We start from the raw sequence: 20,556 nt of genomic DNA on the forward strand, positions 1-20,556 counted from the left end.
CAAGTCCGGTCCGCGGTGGCGCTACGAAATACAGGTCCCCGTCGAACCGGGCCACCCCGAGGCCGGCACCCGCACCCACACCTGCGCCGGGTTCGCCAGCTACGAGGACGCCGACGAGGCCCTCACCTTGGTGCGCGCCGACGTGATCCGCAAGATCCCCCAGGCCGTCGGCCGCGACACCTTCAGCCCATATGCGCGACGGTGGCTCGACGGGCACTCCGTCGGCAACGGCACCCGGATGTACATCCAGCGGGTCATCGACGCGATGGATCCGTACATTGGCCACCTGCAGCTGACCGACATCCGTCCCACCGATCTCGCTGCGGCGTACCGCGGCCTGGAGCGCGGCACGAAGCAACCGCCCTCGCCGAAACGCCCCCGCAAGGGGCTCGCGACCTCGACCGTCGCCAGATACGCAAACTGGGTTAACACGATCTTCCTCGCGGCTCTCGACGAAGGCCTGATCGTCAAGAACCCCGCGAACTCCAAACACGCGGGACGTCCCAAGGGCGAAACAGCCAAACGCGTCAAGCCGTTCGTGATCTGGAACGTCGAGCAGCTGACCCGATTCTGCGCCTGGGCGCTGGCCGAGGACGAGGCTCGCGCCACCGAGTGGGTGCTCCTCGCGCGGACCGGCATGCGATCGGGCGAGTTGCTCGGTCTGCGGTGGGGCGACATCGACTTCACCAAGAGGCAACTGCGGATCGAACGCGCCCTCCACTACGACGAGACCCTCCCCGCGGGGGAGCGCTACGTCATTGGCCCGGTGAAGTGCGGACGGCCTCGCACGATCACCTTCGATGCCACGTGCGAGCACCTGCTCCAAGCGTGGCGCCGCGAACTGCCCGGCCTGCTCACTGGCGACGGCAACGTGACACCCCTGCACGGCCTCCGCAGCGGTGACCCGGTGTTCCCGTCCCGACCGGGACGTGCGGCGACCCAGTCGGGCCTGCACTCGGCCTTCCTGAGAGTCCAGAAGCTCTATCGCGACGCTCACCCGACGCACGACCTTCCGACACTGAACGTGCACGAGCTGCGCCACACCCATGCGTCGCTGCTGTTCGAGGCCGTCCAGTCGGTGAAGGTCGTCCAGGAACGACTGGGCCACGCCAGCGCACAGGTCACCTTGAACACATACGCGCATCTTCTCCACGACGCGCAGAGCCGCGCGGCAGCTGCGCTCGAAGACCTACTGGGCGGATCCGGTCGGCCTGATCAACGCGACACCCGCTTATGAGCGTCGCTGCGTGGTGGGCACGCAGGACCGCGTGAGAACGCGCTGCAGAGGTTGCTGGCTGATCGGTGCTGACTGTCGCATGAGTAGTCAGACGCGAACACGATTGACGAGGTCGATGCGTTGGGTCGCTGTGAACCGCAAACACTAGGATCGGCTTAGGACGCATCTGCTATCGAGCCCTCTCGTGCGGGCCTCTAACGAAACGTGGGAAAGGCACCTGAGCACCTCGTATTCTCGTTAGTCTCGCGGGGTGAACCGACGGATACTGGCTGCGGTGCTGGTGTTGCTGGCCTTGGCAAGCGGATGCAGCTCGATCAGCGATGTCATGTACCCGCCGGACCCGCCAGGCCCGACCTGTCACTTCGGCACGTATTCGGACGACGCCGACAGGCGACTGCCTGAATGTCCCCGCCCGACCGGGTCCGCCCCGTTGACCGACATTGAAGTCGAGCGACAGTGGGAAGAAGGCGAGCGCGAGCGCGCAGAGCAGGAGCGGTCGTGGCGCGAGGAATCCTCCCAAGCTGAAGGCACCTGCGCGGACGTCACCTCATTCGACGACAATTGGGACAACGACATGCTCTGCACCCGCGCCGATGGGACGAAGTTCTACACGGACTACGCCGGCGCTGACGAGTTCCTGGCGGACTGGTGACACGACAGCTCCGCCGGAGCCTGGACTTACGAGTCGAGTTTGTCTGAGGCCTAGAACACTTCGAATAGAAGTGCTGAAAGCACGGGACATCGCCGGGAGACTGATTCGAACGGGCACACGTGGGGCAGGACCTGTCCCGGTCTGACCGATTTTGATTCTCACCAGTTGATCGCCGGGATGCGGCGGAGGGCGGCTTCGAGGTCTTCCAAGCGGATCCGGATCTGGCCGGCCGCAGTGGTAAGCCGGGACCGTCCGTCACTGATCCGCCTGCGGACGGTCTTGGTGGAGACCGAGAGGATCTCCCGCGGCTTCTTCCAAGCTCACGTACACCGGCAGCTTCTTCTTCGTCGTGGCCATCGTGGAACTCCGTCACGTCGTGATTGCGGGATCTCGCAGTAGGCCGGACGCGTGTCCTTGGTCACTTGACGACCAGACCTGGCCTCGCGAGGGCTCCCTTGTGAGGTGCTCCCCCGGGCACGCCGGTAATCGGCGCAGACCACACGAACACACCTGTTCGACAGGAGACGTACCGTCTCGGGTTGAGCAGGAGGCCGACGATGAGGATCACGGTCAGTTCGCACGACGAACTGCTGGCGGCAGTGCCGCACATGTTCGGCTTCACGCCGCACGAATCGCTGGTGCTGTATCCGTTCGCGCCGGGGTTGCCTCGGGTGCGCGCGTCGACCTGCCGACGTCACAGGTGGCACGCGACGACGTGTGGGAGTCCCTGAAGGTCCCCTTCGGACGTCACGCGCGGCCAGGCTCCTCGGTTGCGATCATCTGCCTCACGACAGACCGGTCCAACGCTGAGAGCGCGAGTGAGGACTTGCGGAGCCGGCTGGAATCCATAGACGTCTCGTCCCCGCTTCGGCTGTGGGCCGACGACAACCAGTGGTACGACCTCGAGAGTCACGAGTCCGGCCAGCGCACCGAAGCAGCGCGCACCCGGATCGACGCACAGATGGTCGCCGCCGGGCACGCGCTCCCCATCGCCAGCCGCAGCGCCATGGCCGCCTCACTCGTCGGTGACCGAGATCCGATCGCGCGTCTCATCCCGGCGGCACGGACGGCCTCCGCGGCGAGCAATCCTCCGGCCGAGCACGCATGGGCAATCGAGCGCTTGTACCGGGTCCATGCCGACGGCAACAAGCTCAATGATCTCGACGCCGCCCGGATGCTCCTGGCGGTCACATCTGTCCCGGTTCGCGACGACGTCTGGGAGAGCATCAACCGAAGGACGGCTCAGTCACACGTGGCGCTGTGGACCAACCTCACCCGGCGGGCTCCCGATGACGTGCGAGCGGCACCTGCGACCCTGCTGAGCTTCGCCAGCTGGATCGGCGGCGACGGAGCCAAAGCGTGGTGCGCTCTCGAGCAGGTCCCCAACGCACAGGAATATCCGATGGCCCGACTCATGACCGCCACGCTGACCGCCGGCATGAATCCGGGCGAGTGGGAGGCGCAGACAGCGCGTCTGCACGACGTCAACGAGATGGCCCGAGACTTGGCGCGTGCTCTGCAAGCGCCTCAGGGCCCGTCCGACCGGTCAGCACCCGAGATGTGATCCGGATGCCCATCAATCGGTCCTACCGCCGTCACAGCCGGCACAGCGCTCTCGAGCGCCGCCTCAGCCGCCTTACCCGACTCGTCACCGCGCCGCCCTGGAGATCCCCACCAACGCGGGTTGACATCGTCGAATCCAAGGTCGAGTTCGATCACGACCAGGAAGGATGAGTGCAAGAACGCGCGATCGCGCTACAAACACAGCGGGTCACATGTTGCGCTGAGCCGGATCATTGGGCAGCGCGCTGGCGCTGAAACAGCGCACGCTCTACCTTCGTCGGGTCGTCCGCAAACGGTTCCTGTCTCGCCAGCGCAGACAACAGCGACAGGTAGTACTGACCTGTAACCGGTTTCCCGGACACCGAGTCTGAGGCGATGATCGTCTCGGAGAGGAGTCCGCTATGCCAGCACCGACGAAGGATCCGGAGTTTCGTCGTCGGGCGGTTGAGCTTGCCCGGTTGCGGGAGAAGCCGATCGCGCAGATTGCGAGGAATTTGGGGATTGCCGAGTCCGGGCTTCGCCGGTGGGTGGCCCCGGAGGGCGCGCCCCTCAACGGAGGCGCGCCCTCAAGACCAGAGAGCGAGACTAGCTACGGCCCCTCTGGGGCGTTAACGGCATACGCCAAGCTTTCTTCGAGTCTCGTGCGATTCGCGAGACTCCTGAGTGGCATCGAGAGGACCACCTCGGCTGCTGTCTGGGTAATGTCGAGCAATTCACACAACAACCTCTCTGCCGACTCCTCGGACCCAGCTTGCTCAACGACTGAACTAACCTCCGCCCAACGGTCGAGCGCTGAAAGCATTGCTGTGTAGACGTCGATCCTCGTCTGTCGCTGGTTGTGCATTCGGTCTCGATTCATTGTCAGAACACCGGATCTTGCCCGTTGGCATCGTACTTAAAGGTCGCGCCACGGAACGAAAAGTCCTTGGCTTCATACTTCACCCCGGCCGGGTCGATGCGAAGGTGAATGTCGTTGTGATAGCTCTCGTTGCGGATTCCTCCGAATCTCTTCATATCCGTGGGTATGTTGATAGTCATCGTTGGGTAGCCGAGCGTGTTCAGCCAGTCGCAGTACGACCAAGTAGAGACAGTCGTGTCCGCACCCCAGTTCTGTCGTCGGAGGCGGCAGCGTCCCTCCTTGACCTGGATTCCGGGCCCCTTGAGGACGCGTACTGAGGCATCGAGTGAGAGTTCTCCGCTGGTTGTCATGCTCAGCAGCTTGACCTCAGTTTTCGCCGCGGCGCGCTTGCATCCACACCCGCCACTTCGAGCCTCCCAGTGGCGATACTTCACAGTCCTGCTCACGAAGGGGCTCGCGCCAGCCATCAGCACCACCTGAGGCGAAGTGCCCGCACCTGCCCCTTGTGAGCCGCCGTTGAGATCCGGGTGGATCTCGGGATCTTCAGATGAGTTCGCCGGGAGGCCGTTCGTGATGAGATCAACGAGTCGCGCCTGAATTGGGTCATTCATCGACTCTCCCCGCGCCTGCACGTAGGCCGGCCGGAGGCCTCCCGGAGATCGCCGACCTCCTGCGGGAGTGGATCGATCTCAACGCGACCTCCAGCAGCGCCGCGGTGATCAACCGTTGGAACATCCCGGCCCTCGGTGACGGCACCCGACCCTGCGACATCGTCGACGCGATCGACACCTCCGACACCGCGGCAGCGAACGAGCTCACGCTGGCCCTCTTGCACCAGTTCCAGAACGGCCAGGCCCTCGCCGGTCGCATCCTGCTCCAGGAGTTCATGCCCAACCTCTGGCGCATGAAGGCGTCACCAGGCGCGGACAGCCAGCGCGACAGGCTCCAGCTGGTTATCACCGAGTTCTGGGCCATCATCAGCTCCTACCCCACCGGCCGCGGTGACAGGAGTGTGGGAGGACGCATCGTGCTGGACACGCTCAACGCCGTCACCCGCATCAAGAGCCGCGTCCAGCGCCAACCCGACGAGGTCCCAGTCGAGGAAGTGGTCCTGACCTCCGTGGCGGGGCAGCGCAGCGAACCCCACACCGGCGGCCTCGAGGACCTCCTCGACCTCGAGGCGCTCGTCGCGTGGGCACGACGCAACGAGATCTTGGACCACACCGACGCCACGCTCCTGTTGACTGCCCTCGGCACGAACGATCACGTGATGAACATCCGAGCCGCGTGTGCCGCCACCGGACTGTCCAACGACGCCGCCAGACGCCGCGTCACCCGCTCCCGAGCCCGCCTCGTCGAAGCCGCACAGCGCGAGCTGCAGCGCGGCACTCTGCACGTCCTGCGTGAGCCCGCGACCGCCGGACACACAGTCCAGACCGCCTGACCTGACCCCCGAATCGGGCTCCGCCGAATGGCTCGCCATGCTTACGAAGGGTTCTATGCGCGGTGCATGGGTCAGAGCAGCGCTACCCAATCCACACTCAGCGCGTGGTGATGAACTTCCGTACGACAAGAGCGCCCCATCGTTCCACTCACGCGAGCAATGACCTCCTCGTCGCGCAACAGTCGATCGGGCACATCCTGGCGCGCCGCGTCCTCGGGGAACCATCCCGCGCGCCGATCACGTCACCGTTCTTCAGCATGACCGTCCGGGTCGGACCGGTGGTCGACTCAACCCGCGTGCCATCGGAGTTGTAGGTGATGATCGTCCAACAACGGCTCGGTGCTGGAGGCCCGATCTTCTCTGAAGTCCCACACGCCACCGATTCGAGTCGACAACTCGATTCCAGGTTAGGCCGATTCCGTGCATTCGCGCAGGCGTCCGAGCCTGTGTAGGTACTCGCGAATGACATGCAATTCGTCCGAATCGAGCACTTCCGATGTGGCCCACTGTCGCAGGACTAGTTCCACACCGCGCGCTCTTTGCCGGAGTTCTTCCTCGTGCTCGAAGACTAGAGGTGGGTACCAGCGAGCCGGCCGGTAACTACGATCCTCTTCACCAAGGCAATGAGGTGATCGGGCGGCAAGGATCAGGCTCGCAGCTGCGTAACCCACGCAGGCGGGAGCAAGACCAGTGCTCGCAACCGATCGAGGCAGTTCTGCACCAACGCAAGCCGCGCTCAATAGTCGCTCGACCTCCATCACCGATGCTGCGTCGTCGAGTTCGAACGCGAAGTCGGCCGCGTAATCATTACCAAACGGAGAATATGACCAGATACCCATGATCGGAAGCTACTCATTCCGTGATTGCAGGCGGCAAGAACCACCGGCCCCGCGATTCGGAAGCCAGCGCACGCAGAACTTCGCGAGGCGCTGGATACGCCGGCCCTATGATGCGAACACTCGCGGAAGAGTGGGCGAGCTTACGTAATCCATCAACTCGCCCGCAGTTCTCGAGGACCACCTTCTGGAGCTCTTTCCCAAGGACCCAATCGTCAAAATCACCTGTCGCAGAGACTGATTCGAGCGTAAGGGAATCCAACAGCGGGGTACGAATACTGTCGACATGGAACTCCTTGGCGCCGTGAACGTGCAGATTCTGAAGTTCAGGCAGGGCTGGGATCGACGACACTGCTGCGGCACTAGCGAGTGTCAGCCGCTTCAATCGAGTCGGCAAAGCCTCTACGCACTCGGCCGTTGGGTGGTCAATAAAAAGGTCAGCGAGCTTGGGAGCTCCCAGCACGCTGCTCCATTCGCTTCGGCTTTGACCAGCAAATGAGGTGAGTGCCGGCAGCGCACCGAGTTGGACTGGAAATCGGGGGCGAGCCTGAATCACGTCGATTGATTCGATCGCTTCCGCCTGCGCAAGAACGGAGAGGTCCCGGCACCTGGAATCTGTGACAAGTAAGCTCCGCAACCGGTCGATAACTGGCTCAAGGAAGGCCAACGAATCCATCTCTTCCGGCATCGCCAAGATCTCGACATCCAGTTTCTTGGCGAAGCGAGAGCGCGAAGCAAGCCGAAGCGGCACCCGGCCTTTGATGCGGAGCGTCATGTCATCTCCTGTGACGACCAGGAAGCAGATGCTGGCGGTTCTTCCCGATCGGATTCACCTTGTTATCGAGCTTTCTGATCCCGCCACGCCTGTTGATCTCAATTTGCTCGCGCACTTCCCGCTGTGTCTTCCCGCCTCGAACACGCTTAACCCGAGCGCGGTTCTCGCCTGACTCTTGGTTACCTTCCCGGACTTGGCGTGTTGAGACAAGCGCTTTCCGACGTTCGACGATTGCCCGACGTACTTGCCACCCGTACTGGTTCGCACGCGTCAACGTGAATCGCCCCGGGTTTCGTGGAGGCTCGGTTACTTGGTTCCGGCCCCTGCTGGGGTCGGGGTTTCAACGTAGTGCGTGATGCCCTGGAGCGACCAGTGGTTCGCTTCGAACTCGGCGGGTGGGACCTGCCGTAGTTCGCCGTGCAGGCGCCTGTGGTTGAACCAGTCGACGTATTCGGCGACGGCGAGCTCGACGTCGCCGACCGACTTCCAGCCGCCCTTGGGACGCATGATCGGGTTGCGAATGCACTCGGCCTTGAACAGCGAGTTGAACGCCTCGGCCATCGCGTTGTCGTAGCTGTCGCCTTTGCTGCCGACGGAGGCGACGGCGTCGGCTTCGGCGAGACGTTCGGTGTAGCGGATCGCGCGGTATTGGACTCCACGATCGGAATGATGGGTCAGCCCGCCGACGCTCTGGCCGGTCCGCTGCCGTTCCCAAAGGCCCATGTCGAGGGCGTCCAGGGCCAGGTCGGTGCGCAGCGATGTCGAGACCTGCCAGCCCACGACCTTCCTGCTGAACACGTCGATCACGAACGCTGCGTAGGTCCAGCCGGCGTGCGTGCGGACGTAGGTCAGATCGGCGACCCACAACTGGTTCGGTGCCGCAGCGACGAACTTGCGGCTCACCAGATCCTCCGGCCGTTCGGTCTCAGCACCGTCACCGATCGTGGTCTTGCGGGACTTCTCCCGCCTGATCCCGCGCAGACCCTCGGCGCGCATCAGCCGCTCGACGGTGCACCGAGCAACCGTGATTCCCTCACGGTTCAGCGCGGCGTGGACCTTCCTGGCGCCGTAGACGCCCAGGTTGGCCCGGTGCACGACCTTGATGTCCTCAACCAGCTCGGCATCACGCACCGAGCGCTGCGAGAGCGGCCTGATCTTGGCCGCGTAGTAGCCACTCGGGGCGATCTGGACGCCGGCGTTCTTCAGCACGGCGCAGATCGGCTCGACCCCGACCTCGCGCCCATCGACCACGTCGTGGCGATGGGCGTCGAGGTAGGCCACTACCTGCTGGTGGGGCGGTCGAGCTCCGCCGCGAAGAAAGCCGACGCCGTCCTCAAAATGTGATTAGCCCGTCGCAACTCGCGGTTCTCCCGCTCCAACTCGGCCAGCCGCTGCGCATCGCCAGTCGTGGTGCCCGGCCGGACCCCACCGTCGATCTCGGCCTGGCGGACCCAGTTCCTCAACGTCTCTGGATGCATGCCGAGCTGTTCAGCCACTCGGGTGATCGCACCCGACTTCGTCTCCGGATCCGCCCGGAGCTCGACCGCCATCCTCGTGGCACGCTCACGCAACTCGTCGGGGTACTTCCTCGGTGCTGCCATAACTCTCATCCTCCATGGATTGAGAGCCTCCATCAGACCCGGGGCGATTCAACCAGTCGGTGCAGCAGGCTCTACTCCGCTGGGATCAACGTGGGCTTTCTATCGGCTGCGCCATAAATGTCGCGCATTGCTCGATTCCATTCCTGGATCGCGCGCTCACGCGCGGAAAGTTCATTCGCAAATGCGGACGGAGCTCCTGTATCGATCGCTGTGATGAGATGCCTACTCGCCTCGGCGAATCCGGCCATGGCGTCCCTCATGCGATCGGCTACTCCATCCAACTGCTTGATGCTGTCAAGTGAGTCTGGAGGGCCGATTTCCTTGGTGTTGAAGGAGCTGAGTAGTCGATCGAAGGCGTCCCTAGCCGCGATCGCGTTCTGTGCAGCGACCACTGGCCCACCGCCGCTCGCGTGGACCTTGTCGGCGTTGCCGACGTACAGGTTGACTAGGCCCGGCACCGACTCGCCGAGAACTCGATCGATTTTTTTCGCGTATGCCTGTGCATCGTGCCTTAACTTCTTCTTGGCCGCTCGAGCGTCTTTGGCCTTCTGTTTGGCCTCTTCCTGAGCCAACTTCTCCTTCTCAGCGGCATCTTTCTCCCTCTCAGCGGCCTTCTCGGACTGCTCGAGAGCGAAGGGCGAATCAGACGGAATGCGATCGAGGACTTCCTTGTCGTCTTGGTTGCCGACTGACAGCTCGACTTTCGTACCCGTATCCACCTTGGCAGTCCCGGCAGCTGGGTTCTGCGACACGACGACCCAGTTACGGTCCAAGAAGATGGTGTCTTCCTTCCCTAGGACGTCGACATCCTCGAACTCATCCACATCCAGCTTTTCCAGCGCACGGTGTGCATCGTCCAATCGCATGCCGACAACGTTGGGCATGGTGATGGTCGGCCCACAAGCGGTGAGGGTGGAGACCAACATCGCAAGCGAAGCCAGCACTGCAGCCCTGCGAGCGATAGCCATCCGACGCGGGCGAGCAGGAGTCGAAAGTAGAACTCGTTTCAGCACCGACTCATCCTAGAGTTCGTCTGCGTGAAGCGCCCCGGGTTTGGTGCCGCTGGTCCGCTCCGTCCGTAACCCCGCTCTTGCGCGCCCATCGGGCTGATCCCGCCCGCGGAGTTCGAGGCCAACCACTGGGCCGGTATCACCGCCCGGCACTACCCTGAGACAACCGTCCCGATCGGGGCTGGTTCCAAATAACCGCGCCGCCAAGAAACCCGGGGCGTTTCAGTACGTACCAATGCACGACTCAAGCGGTACGTCCGATCGGGTCACCCAGCGCGCGAGGTGAGGAGTTCCACTGCGGCCATGTACGCCGAAGAAGTAGGTCCTCATACAGACATGCTTCAGTGCAGCCTTGGAGATCGGCGACCAGGTCAACTCAGACCCTCGGTCGAGAGCTACGGCGGCGGGAAGTCTCGGGTCGTCAGCCTTCCTCCGAGGGGTCGGCGCCCCGGGCGACGGGCGAGTCACGGGCACTCACCGGCGGACGCACTGCCGCCCTTTCGATCGATGCCAACCGAAAGGACGGCAGCCGCTCAGGAGCTGAACTGGAATCGCCAGCCGGTCTTCCGAAAGTGCCGGCACGTGTTGTCCTGGCACTCGTAGAGCTTCTTGCCGGTGGCGTTGAGGTCCTTGACGTACCGCATCACGTATCCGCACTCGGGGCACTTGTGGCTCATGGGGTTCTCCTTCGTGTGCCGGCTGCCCGGGTGGCAGCCGGTTCGCTCACCTCACCGATCCCGTGTCCTCCACATCGCGAGCCGACGGGATTCGAGATTCCCCGCATGGGAGGTTGCCGATCAAGTAACCTGCCCGCGAGACTCCACACCCGAGGGGACGGTCAGTGCAACCGATGAAACAAGCGCTCGTCGTGGGAATCGGCGACTACTCGGACCTTCCTACACTGCCCGGGGCGATCACCGATGCGACCAAGATCGCTCAGCTCCTCCAGGGAAGCGACGGAGATGTCGCAGGCGAGGTCGTCTGGCACCTCGACGAGGAGTCACTCCTCGTCGACGGCGTAGAGAGTCCCGCCGGTCACCGGGTCACCGTCCGACAACTCAACCGGGCCATCGGGACCTTCTTCGACGAGAGCCGGTTCGACCCCGACTCCCGGGTCGATCTCCTCTTCTACTTCTCCGGTCATGCTGTCCAACACACCAGGACGCTGGTCAAGCTGCAGGCCTTTGACGGCGACTCCTACTCCTTCGGCGATCTCATGGAGCTGGTTGAAGGGCTGCGTTCGCCGAATCGGACCGTCACCATCATTCTCGACTGCTGCATGTCGGGAGCACTCGGCGCCAATCCGTTCGTCCCGCGCCAGGCTCTCCTGTTGGAGAATGTCTCGATCCTGAGCGCGACGCGTTCGGGCGAGCTGGCCAAGGAAGATCCGCGGCGGGGCGGACTCTTCTCCCAACAGCTACGCGGTGGGCTTGAGGGAGCCGCTGCGGACCTGCTCGGCAACATCACTCCCATGGGCCTGTACGCGTATGCCTCGAGCGCGATGGGCGACGTCGACCAGACCCCCACCTTCAAGTCGCACGTCGTGGAGCCGCCGCTCATCCGCAAGGTCGAGCCTCGCGTTCCCCTCGCCAGCTTGCGACAGCTCCACACGATCTTCCGCAAGGCGAGTTCCCGCGTGACGTTGACTCCTTCTCACGAGGGCCTCGCGCAGTCACGTCTCGACGATCCTCACGACACCGCGTACCTGACCGCCCCGGACGACGAGGACTACGGGGCGAACAACCGTCACGACGAGAAGCGCCAGCCCTTCACCGGCAGCAGGAAGCAGATCGAGAACGACCACCTGAAGGCGTACCGGAACGCCAACCTCCTCAAGACGCAGGACGACCGTGACTTCTGGTTCCTGGCCATGGAACCGAATCCAGCGAAGAGCAACGTCTGGCTCACGGAACTCGGACGCTACTACTGGCGGCTGGCGAAAGCCGGCCTCCTCCCGGAGGAGTGAGCATGCCACGACTGGTCGACGTCTGGCGAGAAGCCTGGACCGGGATCGGAGGCCCGTATAGCGAGGTCCATCGGATCCTCTCCACGCGGACCGCGGGAGCCCGCGTCGCCTTTACCCCCTCCCCACGCGCCGTGCGGTCGCTCTTTCCTGCGGTATTCGATCGCGACCTCGACCCGGCGCTGAAGGTGCCTGCGCAACACCGTGGTTTGAAGTACGTCAAGGCGTTCACGCCGATCGGGGAACCGGACGCCCGCCGGATTCTGGACGCCGTGGAGGTCCAGGCGCCGCTGCTGCGGCGAACAGCGGCGTTCGTGACGGTCGTCGATCCTCTCGTCACCGCGGAGTCCTTGGGCGTCCGGGACAAGCGGGAGGCGCTCCTGCGTCTCTGCTACGAGTGGGCTCGGCTCAACGACACGATGACCCCCGAGCTGGCGCACGCGCTCCTGTGCGAACTCGACCAGCTCCCGAGCATCGCCGGCGTGACCGCGCTGTTGCGTGAATCGGAGGCGGTCAGGAAGCTGGAGGACCATCTCGAGCAGGCCGCCGCCACCGCACACGCCACGTCCGTCAGCGGCGGCACACCCGCCGGAAGGAGCCCTACCGGTTGGGAGGCCCTCGCGGGCTTCCTGAACGACCCCGACCTCGCCACCAGATTCGTCGGCGAGGCTCCGGATGCGCCGCCCCGGACACTGACGGACGCGACACTCTCCCGTTGGGACGCGGCCCGTGCCATCGACACCACCGCATTGGGCGGCCGCGCGGCCGCACTGGGACTCTCCCATACGTCCCCGCCTCCCCCACCCGTGCTTCGCAGCGCCTCGGAGGCATCGGCCACCGCCGAGGAGCTCACCACCCTTCACCTCGACACCAGCGTCGAGGATCGGCTGACAATGGCCCTCAACACCTCCCGGGAGAACCGGAGGGGCCTGCCGAGCGTCTTCGAGCTCCTCGAGGAGGAGTGCGAGCGAGCAGTGCAGCCGCTCGGCCTCAAGGATCCGATCTCGCGCACGGTCGTGGCACTGGGCAGCCTGCTCGCCTTTGATCTCGACACCGATCGTGACGAGTCGTCCTCGGCGTACCGGGAGTACGTGAAGCGCATGCCCCATCTGACCCGCCAAGCTCACACCATCATTCGCCGGTGGCGACGTGCCCGCCGCGAAAGGTATGCCACCGCAGGCCTGCCGGGAGTCATCGCGCGCCAGGGCGGAGACCTCACCGCGCCGTACCTGCGACTGCTCTGGAAGCGCGTTCACAACCACGAGGTGCGCCGCTCCAACGACTACTCCTCCCCCGACACCGCGTGGAGTCTCCTCAGTGGCATCGCACGAACGCTCACGGAGCGGCTCGACCATGCGTCCGCGACCGCGCCCCTTGAGAGACCTCTCGAAGCGCACAGCGACACACCCCGCCGGGGATCGGCAGGAATGGCCGAGTACGCCGCCGGCGACACCGTGCTCCTGTCGATCGAGTTGTCCACCATCCGCGAAAAGGTCGGAATCGACCAGGAGACGTTCGCAGCGTTCTTCAGCGGCTTCGACCTCAACGACGAGGACACCCGGGCGACGTGGACACGCTGGTGCGAGACAGCCGGGAGCCGACTCCCCCTGCGGGCGGTCGCCGACTGGCTCGACCAGCATGCGCCAGCGCGATAGGTGCCGGCCGGGATCGGTAAACACACGGAGACAAAGACCGTGAAGACAGATGGAGATTGACATGAGTGCGCAACCCGAGACAAGGGGCGAGGTCTCGATTCGGCTCGGCGAGGATGAGTTGGTCACCATCTCACCACCCACGCCCCGGCCCGCCCCGGTGGATACCGCGTCCATTCCGGCCGCCGGCGGCGTGCTGTTCGTCGACGTCACCCGACCGGAGCAGGCACCTCACGCGATCCTCCACGACTCTTTCGTGGCTCAGGCGTGGCTCGCGGGTGTCTACGGCACCGTCGTCGCCGAAGCCGTGGAGGCCTTGGTCGACGAGGCTGAGCATGCCGAGCCGGTGAGGGTGGCAGTTGCTCGCGGTGCCTTGACCGACGCCGTCGAACGCCTCGCCGTCGGCTTCTGGCTGCATCGGTGGTGGCCATCCGGCGCACCGGCGATCCCCGACATCGATGAACGCATCCTCGAGATCGAGATCGCCGCCAACGCTTGGGTCGCGGAGGCGGTGTTCGTCGCCACCGACGCTATCGAGGCGCTCCTGGCGCCCCATACCGAATTCCTCACGAGCCAGGTTCAGGCGTTACGGTCCATGGCGGGTAAGGGCGCCGAACTCGACCTCGGCGTGCTGGAGTCCGCCTTACGGGCCACCGTCGACCTCGTCGAGGACACGGTTCTCGGATACCACGAGTGCGCGACGCTCCTCGCGACCATCGAGTCCGAGAACAGTGCCGTCGACGACGCGATGGGCGCCGTGCAGTGGGACTCGCTGGTCGCCGACCTTTGGGACCAGTTTGTCGAGGGTCTCGCCGCGACCCGGACCGAGCTCACCCTCGCCTCCAGAGGGCAGAGCGGAACCGCCATCTCCGACGTCCTGCGCCGTGGCGTCACGACGGTGGACGAACTCCAGGTAGGCCCTCGCACCGTCGCAGCACGCGCCGGGAACGTGACGTGGCAGCTCATTGCAGACGGGAGCGGCGGCGCGACCCTGACGATTCGCGTCGCTGCCGCTCCCCAACACCCGCAGGACTCGGACACTCCGTTGCTCGCGCGGGTCTACCTCAGCGCCGTCCCCGAGGTGTTCAGCCTCTGGTACGACGCCGGCTGGCGCGCCTTCGTGGGAACCCACCGCTGGCCCACCATCCCGGACTCCGACCCTCGGATCGACATCTTCGACCCCGCCTACGCCGTACGACCGCGACTCAGCGAGCAGGGTCGCACGGAGGCCGCCGCCGACCGGGCCCGGCGGGAGGAGATCATCGTGTCGCGGCGCGACGCCGCGAACTCGCGCGTGTTCATCGCCGAACGGGCCGCCTGGGATGACGCCGATGAGTGAGACGGCACTGCCCCCGACTACGACCGGGCGGGGTGAGGCCGACCCCACGCCTCGCGACGCTGCTGTCTTCATCGACGTCGAGAACCTCTTCAAGCCGTTCCGCCAAGAGATCGACTTCGCCGAGAGCGGTTGGCACGATTCGCGCGAGCCGGTGTGGAACCGATCGGTGGCCGCCGCCCAAGACGCAGCATCGCGAATGCTGCCGCTGGGCGCGCGGTTCGAGGACTGGCACCGGAAGGGCCCGGACGTCGCGGACCGGCTGGTGCGGTGGTTCGCGTTGGCCGGCTTCACCGTCCGGGAGAACCATGGGCGGACCTACGGCTACATCGCCGACAACGGGGTGGAGTCCGCTTGGAAGACCTTCGTCAACAAGCACAACTGGAGCCACGTCCTCACCCAGCAGGGCGCGGACCGCGCGGACCGCGCGATCATCAGGGACGTGCAGTTGTTCGCTCGGGAAGACCTTACGTGGTACTTCATCGGCTCCCAGGACCAGAAGCTGGTCCTGGCCGAAAGCGTGGCGGCACTGCGTGGGCATCCGGGCAAGCGGATCGCGGCCATCTTGTTCGAGTGGAGCCCCCGCCTGCGCGAGGCCTTCCGCACCAAGGAATCCCTGCGCGGCGTCAGCATGCGCCTGAACTTCTGGAAGATGTACCAGGCTGTTCTGGAGGCCGAAAAGGCCGCCCCGGCCCCCCACCGCCGGCGCCGGCGCCGCCCGACAGCTGGGCAAAAGTTCAACACGGCCGACAGCGTCAAACGTGCGCTTGCGCGGGCCGAGCAGTGGGCAGGCCTTCCCGACGCGGAGGCCGAGGCCGCAGTTCGAGCGCTGATCCGCACGTCAGGCCAGGTGTCCGCGCTTCGCATCAGCGCTCGCCGCCAGCTCGACGCGCTCGCGACGCTCCCGGACCCCGACCAGCGCACGCGACTCGCCGATCTGGTCGGACAACAGTTCCAGGAGCGGCTCGACGAGCTGGTCGACCGTGACTCAGGCCCGCGGGGCAGCGCATGACGACCATCGGGGTCACCGGCCATATGGGACTCACGGCGGCGACGCGCGTCGCCGTGTCCGCCGAGCTCGCGGGCCGGCTCGCCGACGTTCCCGGACCTCTCGTGGGGTACACGTCCCTGGCACCCGGCGCCGACCAGATCTTCGCTTGGTCGGTGCTGGCGGCGGGCGGCTCGGTGGTGTTCGTACCGCCCTGCGAGGAGATCGAGTCGACGATCCCCGAGGCCAACCTCCGGCAATTCCGGGCTGCCCAGTCCGCCGCCTCCGAGATCATCCCACCCGCGCACGTCCTGCCGAGTGAGCAGGCGTTCTTCGATGCGGGGAGGTACATCGCCGAGCACGTCGACCTGCTCGTCGCCGTCTGGGACGGCGGACCGTCCGGAGGGCTTGGCGGGACCGCCGACATCGTCGAGATCCGTGAGTCCTCCGGACGGCCCTGGCTGCGCGTCTGGCCGGCCGCTGCGTCCCGCGGCTGACGATCAGCCGTCGGAACCGTCGGCGTGCGCGGCCCGGGTGGCCGCCTCGATACCGGCCAGCACGGCGGCATCGCCGGCCGCATCCAGCTTCTCGAACCACAGGCTCACGGCGTGGGACAGCATCCGCTGAACGCGCGGCAGCGCCGCCACCAGCTGATCAGCGGTCGGCAAGCTGTCGGGCGCGCCGACCAGGCCCTGGTGGGCGAAGACCACGCTGGTGGTGCGCTGCAGCAGCGAGACCGAGACCCCCTTGGCCCGCAAGGTCACCTCGTTGGCGACCTCCAGCAACTGAGCACGGTCGCCCTCGGACGGTGCTGCGTAGAGGGCGTAGACGTGGAGGAACTCGGGGTCATGCGGAGCTGTGTTGGCGATGACGAACCGGCCCGCCTGCGTGACGACCAGGAGATCGCCGTCAGGGGCTTCCTCGAGGTCCCATCCGAGCCGCGCGGTGGCGGTGTCGAGGTAGCGAGTCGTCCACATGGTCGGGTTGCACATCGTCGTTCTCCTGTCCCGCTCCGCCCGGCGCGGAGTGTCACCTCCTCCACCGATCCCGGCACCAGCCGGGCCAGCCGGCTAGACCGGGACGAAGTTCAGCACGACGTCGCAGACGCGCGAGAGCACCGTCCGTCGCGGTGAGGTGCTGTTCGGGTCGAACCGCACGAGCCCGTCGGGCGCTCGTTCCACGTGGGCCCGTGCCCACGCGACCGGCTCACCGACGGCCAGCTCGGCTGCGATCGCCCGCTCCAGGGCATCACTCACCGCCGCCACGTAGGCGTCGGCGGTCCGGCCCGCAGCGGCATGCACCGTCGGCGTTCCGTGCCCGTCGAAACCCAGGACGAGCAGCCGTCGAGACTCCTCGGTGGCGAGCACCGAGCGATCGAGCCCCAGCGCGTCGCCCACGACCCGGCACCGTTCCGATGTCTCGCCGTCGTCGACAGGCGGGAACACGATCAGCGTCTTCGCGAGCCGTCGATTCGCGCGGAGCTCACCGATCTCCCAGACCAGGCTGGGTGAACGCCCGGCGATCAGGATGTACGCCTGCGCCTCGTCCGCGAGGTCCCGGATCGCCTCCTCCCAGTGCTCGTCGGCGTGGTAGTCGCGGGCGGCACCCAGGGGCTGCAGCACGGTGCCGGGTTGCCCGAACGTCCGCAGCGGTCCAAACAACCACGCCGCCCACGCCACGACCTCCTCGAAGCGCACCCGCACCTCGCCGGCGAAGGTGTCGATGGCCCCGGTCAGGGCCACGGGTGGACGCACCTCGAGGGCGTCGTCCTGGAAGGACCGCAGGAGCAGGATCGGGGCCCTGGCATCCAAGCTGACCTGGCGTCGTACCAGCGGCTGCAGGAGCCGCCGCGCAAGTCGGACCGGCTCTCGACTGCGCGTCATGATGCCCAGCCCGAAGACGAGCATGGCGATGATCAGGAACGGTGTCACGGCGTCGTGTCCCGACACGACCCCGGCCACCGCCGACGCCATCATGAACACGCCGGCCACGACCACCAACGTCGAGGCTGCGCTTCCTGCCGCGACGTAGAGGACGGCCCTCCCGCCACGTGCCACGTCGGAGCGGCCGCCACGACTCCGCCACCAGGATTCGGCGAGAGTCCAGCAGCCGACGAAGAGCGTCACCACGACGGCCGACTGCCACACCTGCAACGACGGGGCAGCCAGGCTCGCCCCCAGGACCGCGGCCAGCGCCGTCCCGCGGACGACGGGGATCACGGCACTGCGTCGTTGAGCGCGTGCCAGGGCGTGGGTCAGATCCACCTGGACGCCGTGACGTCTCCCGGGGGATCTCCTGCGGTTGCGGAGCCACTCACGAGCCCCGCGGTCGGTCACCACGCTGAGCAGCCAGCCGAGCAGGACACCGCCGAGAATCAGGAGCGCCGAGACCGTGCCCCACCACACGGCGAACCCGCTGCCGATCGCGGAGGCCCCCGACGTCGACAGATCCTCCAGCAGGGGAAGTCGGTCGCGCTGCGAGCGGTAGAGCTGCTCGGCGAGCTCATCGGCCTGGGCCTTCGCCTCGGGCGTGGCCTCGGGACCTCGGACGATGACGGTCGCCACGAGACGGCCCACGGAACCTGCGTAGGCGAGGTCGAGCCCGGTGTCACTGCTCCGGTCGCCGCGGAAGCTGTCTGGCAGTCCCTCCCACGTGCCGGTGCCCTGGGCCTGCGCGAAGGCCGTCGCGGCGTCGTGGGTCCTGGCTTCGATGATGATGACGCCGAGCTGCCTGCCGTCGAGCTCGTACAGCCAACCCCTGCCATCGACGTAGAGCGCTCGATTGATCTCCGCTGCCGCGTTGTCGCCCGGGGAGATGTCGTGCGCGGTCAGGGTCATGTCGCGCACCAGTCGAGCGCCCTCGAACTCCTCGGCCAGGTCGACAGCCAGCGCGCCGAGTTCCAGGTGGGGGTCGGCGGCGACCGCACGTGGGGCGCCGACGACGACGAGCAGCAGCGCAGTTAGCGCCACGACGAGACGGGGGCGGTGGGGCGTCCTGCGGGTCAGCACGCGAGTCATCCTCGCCCACCGCGCCGGCTCCTGTGCCCGATTCGGCCCAGGAGACCCGAGGCGGTCAGCTGACGGCACGGCGCCAACCCCACCTGCGACGCCCTCGCCCCTCGCCCGTGCGCGCGCGACCGAGGGTCGGGCCGGTCAAGAGGAGGTGGTCCGCCGCGGCCCGCGGGGTGGGGCGGCTGGCCCAGGACCGGAAGGCCGCCTCGGCGCGGCGACGCAGTTCGGCCTGACGGCGGGCAGCGAACTCTGCGTCCACGGCGATGCCCATCGCGGCGATGGCGTCGGCGCGATGCCGCTCGATGTCGAGCTCCGCAGCCTGCTGGAGCCGGGCCAGCTCCTGCTCGTGTTCGGCGACAAGCTGGATGCGGTCGAGCTCCGCGTCCTTGGCGAGGAGAGCGGCCTCGTAGGCCGTCTCGGCCTGGATCTGGGCCTCGGCGCGACGGGTCTGCGCACCGGCGACGCCGTACTCGTCCAGGCTCCGGGCGACTTCCTCGTAGTCCTTGCCGCCGGGAGTGATGCGCCACAGCAGCTTGGCCATCACCGGCAGCACCTCGATGACGATGAACAGCAGGGCGATCAGCAGGTGGGTCACCATGAGGAGCGTGCTCTGCTCGCCGGCCTCCCAGAGAGCGGTGAGCTGGGCGAGCAGACCGGTGTTCCCGGTATTGGCATTCTCGACGCCGGACTCGAAGCCGGTCAACGCCCGACGGGCTTCGGCGAGCTGGGGACGAAGCGTCTCGAGCTGGCCGGAGGCCTGCGCCTGGAGCGCACCCAGCCGGTCACGGTTGGCGTCCTCGAGCCGCTTCTGCAGGGCGTTGATCTTCGTCTGGGCGTCGAGAACGGCCTGTGCGGCCTCGTCCGCCTGCGCCTTGTACAACGCCGAATTGCCGTTGGTGCCGGGCACGGCCGCGCACTTCTCGGGATGGTCGAGCTTTTCGCGCCCGCCGCCGTACGTGTCGCAGTTGTAGAGGATCGCGGCCTGGTCGGCGGCGTGCTCCAGGTCGGGAAGCTGCTCCTTCAGCTGGGCGACCTGGTCGGCCAACGCGGACGAGTCGGAGTCGGCGAAGGAGGCGGGCAGGACGCCGGCGGCGATGTTCTCCCAGTCGTCGACCTGCTGCTCGAGATCAGCGACCTGCTGCTTCTCCTGGGAATCGGCGATCCACGCCTTGTTGAGTTCGCTTTGGGTGGCTCGCATCGCCGCGAGTTCGGCGTCGATGTCGGAGGCGAACATGCGCAGCGTGAGAGGAGTCGAAACGACGATGCCGATGAGCACCGCGGCCGTGAAGCGGCCCGCGACCGATGCGATGGTGGCGCCCCGGCCTCCGCCCATGCCGAGCAACATGAGCGTCCGGTCCATCCCCAGGATGACGAGCCCCCAGCAGGGTGCGATCAGCGTCGCCACGAGCCAGTGGGCGTCGAGGGCATCGTGCAGGGCGAACCACATCGACGCGGTCGCCATCGAGGCGGTCACCAGCAGGGCGATGGCGATCTGGATGAACGCGGGCCGGGCCGACGGCACGCGTTCGAGTACGGCCTCGTCGCCTCCGCCCAGCCGGACGAACGTGTCGGAGAGGTCGTTCATGGGTTCCTCCTTCGTCGGTGCGACCCCGGCGGTCACACCCCCGT

Annotated in this window: 19 protein-coding genes; 9 read left to right on the forward strand and 10 right to left on the reverse strand. The window is 66.3% G+C overall.

Translation table 11 applies throughout. The features are described 5' to 3' along the window. Positions 1–130: 130 nt before the first annotated feature. The 3 genes from B2363_RS05005 to B2363_RS05015 all read left to right on the forward strand — a co-directional run bounded on the left by B2363_RS05005 (position 131) and on the right by B2363_RS05015 (position 3,453). Positions 131–1,237 (forward strand): tyrosine-type recombinase/integrase, encoded by a 1,107-nt coding sequence (locus B2363_RS05005; RefSeq protein WP_286929027.1) that lies wholly within the window; start codon positions 131–133, stop codon positions 1,235–1,237. A 274-nt stretch (positions 1,238–1,511) separates the two neighbouring features. After that, on the forward strand, positions 1,512–1,889 hold the full coding sequence (locus tag B2363_RS05010; protein WP_286928847.1) for a hypothetical protein: 378 nt from the start codon (positions 1,512–1,514) through the stop codon (positions 1,887–1,889). A 457-nt stretch (positions 1,890–2,346) separates the two neighbouring features. Further along, on the forward strand, positions 2,347–3,453 hold the full coding sequence (locus tag B2363_RS05015) for a DUF4192 family protein (RefSeq protein WP_286928849.1): 1,107 nt from the start codon (positions 2,347–2,349) through the stop codon (positions 3,451–3,453). Between the two features lie 860 nt (positions 3,454–4,313). Here B2363_RS05015 and B2363_RS05020 read toward each other — a convergent pair. Next, entirely contained in the window at positions 4,314–4,922 is a 609-nt protein-coding gene (locus B2363_RS05020; RefSeq protein ID WP_286928851.1) for a hypothetical protein, read from the reverse strand. Between the two features lie 104 nt (positions 4,923–5,026). On the opposite strand from B2363_RS05020, the gene B2363_RS05025 reads away from it, so the two are divergent. Then, the gene (locus tag B2363_RS05025; protein ID WP_286928853.1) at positions 5,027–5,755 is read left to right on the forward strand and encodes a hypothetical protein; all 729 of its coding nucleotides are present in this window, start codon (positions 5,027–5,029) and stop codon (positions 5,753–5,755) included. Positions 5,756–6,162: 407 nt separating this feature from the next. On the opposite strand, the gene B2363_RS16270 is transcribed toward B2363_RS05025, so the two are convergent. From B2363_RS16270 to B2363_RS05045, 6 genes are all read right to left on the reverse strand, one after another. After that, the gene (locus tag B2363_RS16270) at positions 6,163–6,594 is read right to left on the reverse strand and encodes a DUF4259 domain-containing protein (protein ID WP_376785948.1); all 432 of its coding nucleotides are present in this window, start codon (positions 6,592–6,594) and stop codon (positions 6,163–6,165) included. A 13-nt stretch (positions 6,595–6,607) separates the two neighbouring features. Next, positions 6,608–7,366 carry a hypothetical protein gene (locus B2363_RS05030; protein WP_286928855.1) on the reverse strand — a complete coding sequence of 253 codons (759 nt, stop codon included), beginning with the start codon at positions 7,364–7,366 and terminating at the stop codon, positions 6,608–6,610. Positions 7,367–7,420: 54 nt separating this feature from the next. Next, positions 7,421–7,633 (reverse strand): GIY-YIG nuclease family protein, encoded by a 213-nt coding sequence (locus tag B2363_RS16275; protein ID WP_376785949.1) that lies wholly within the window; start codon positions 7,631–7,633, stop codon positions 7,421–7,423. A gap of 39 nt (positions 7,634–7,672) precedes the next feature. After that, a protein-coding gene (locus tag B2363_RS05035) for an IS3 family transposase (protein WP_376785950.1) occupies positions 7,673–8,967 on the reverse strand; the annotation gives its coding sequence in 2 pieces (ribosomal slippage) (positions 7,673–8,688 and positions 8,688–8,967; 1,296 coding nt in all). A 71-nt stretch (positions 8,968–9,038) separates the two neighbouring features. Next, positions 9,039–9,980, reverse strand: coding sequence for a PASTA domain-containing protein (locus B2363_RS05040; RefSeq protein ID WP_286928857.1), 942 nt, complete (start codon positions 9,978–9,980; stop codon positions 9,039–9,041). A gap of 530 nt (positions 9,981–10,510) precedes the next feature. Next, positions 10,511–10,654, reverse strand: a complete 144-nt coding sequence (locus tag B2363_RS05045; RefSeq protein WP_286928860.1) for a hypothetical protein — start codon at positions 10,652–10,654, stop codon at positions 10,511–10,513. A 173-nt stretch (positions 10,655–10,827) separates the two neighbouring features. Between B2363_RS05045 and B2363_RS05050 the strand changes: the two genes are divergently transcribed. The 5 genes from B2363_RS05050 to B2363_RS05070 all read left to right on the forward strand — a co-directional run bounded on the left by B2363_RS05050 (position 10,828) and on the right by B2363_RS05070 (position 16,413). Beyond that, a complete protein-coding gene (locus tag B2363_RS05050; protein WP_286928861.1) occupies positions 10,828–11,943 on the forward strand; it encodes a caspase family protein in 1,116 nt (371 codons plus the stop codon). Between the two features lie 2 nt (positions 11,944–11,945). Continuing rightward, entirely contained in the window at positions 11,946–13,595 is a 1,650-nt protein-coding gene (locus B2363_RS05055; protein WP_286928862.1) for a hypothetical protein, read from the forward strand. Positions 13,596–13,656: 61 nt separating this feature from the next. Continuing rightward, positions 13,657–14,931, forward strand: a complete 1,275-nt coding sequence (locus tag B2363_RS05060; RefSeq protein ID WP_286928864.1) for a hypothetical protein — start codon at positions 13,657–13,659, stop codon at positions 14,929–14,931. Then, entirely contained in the window at positions 14,924–15,940 is a 1,017-nt protein-coding gene (locus B2363_RS05065; protein ID WP_286928866.1) for a hypothetical protein, read from the forward strand. The genes B2363_RS05060 and B2363_RS05065 overlap by 8 nt, the downstream gene beginning before the upstream one ends. Then, the gene (locus B2363_RS05070; RefSeq protein ID WP_286928868.1) at positions 15,937–16,413 is read left to right on the forward strand and encodes a hypothetical protein; all 477 of its coding nucleotides are present in this window, start codon (positions 15,937–15,939) and stop codon (positions 16,411–16,413) included. Before B2363_RS05065 ends, B2363_RS05070 begins: the two co-directional genes overlap by 4 nt. Before the next feature lie 3 nt (positions 16,414–16,416). On the opposite strand, the gene B2363_RS05075 is transcribed toward B2363_RS05070, so the two are convergent. The 3 genes from B2363_RS05075 to B2363_RS05085 form a co-directional block, all read right to left on the reverse strand. Continuing rightward, complete coding sequence (locus tag B2363_RS05075; RefSeq protein WP_286928869.1) at positions 16,417–16,908, reverse strand: hypothetical protein; 492 nt, start codon at positions 16,906–16,908, stop codon at positions 16,417–16,419. Between the two features lie 78 nt (positions 16,909–16,986). Beyond that, positions 16,987–18,924, reverse strand: coding sequence for a hypothetical protein (locus tag B2363_RS05080; protein ID WP_286928870.1), 1,938 nt, complete (start codon positions 18,922–18,924; stop codon positions 16,987–16,989). A gap of 64 nt (positions 18,925–18,988) precedes the next feature. Continuing rightward, complete coding sequence (locus tag B2363_RS05085; protein WP_286928871.1) at positions 18,989–20,512, reverse strand: DUF4407 domain-containing protein; 1,524 nt, start codon at positions 20,510–20,512, stop codon at positions 18,989–18,991. Positions 20,513–20,556: the final 44 nt, after the last annotated feature.

It is taken from the genome of Aeromicrobium sp. UBA7512 (assembly GCF_002476985.1).
Classification (GTDB): Bacteria; Actinomycetota; Actinomycetes; order Propionibacteriales; family Nocardioidaceae; genus Aeromicrobium; species Aeromicrobium phoceense.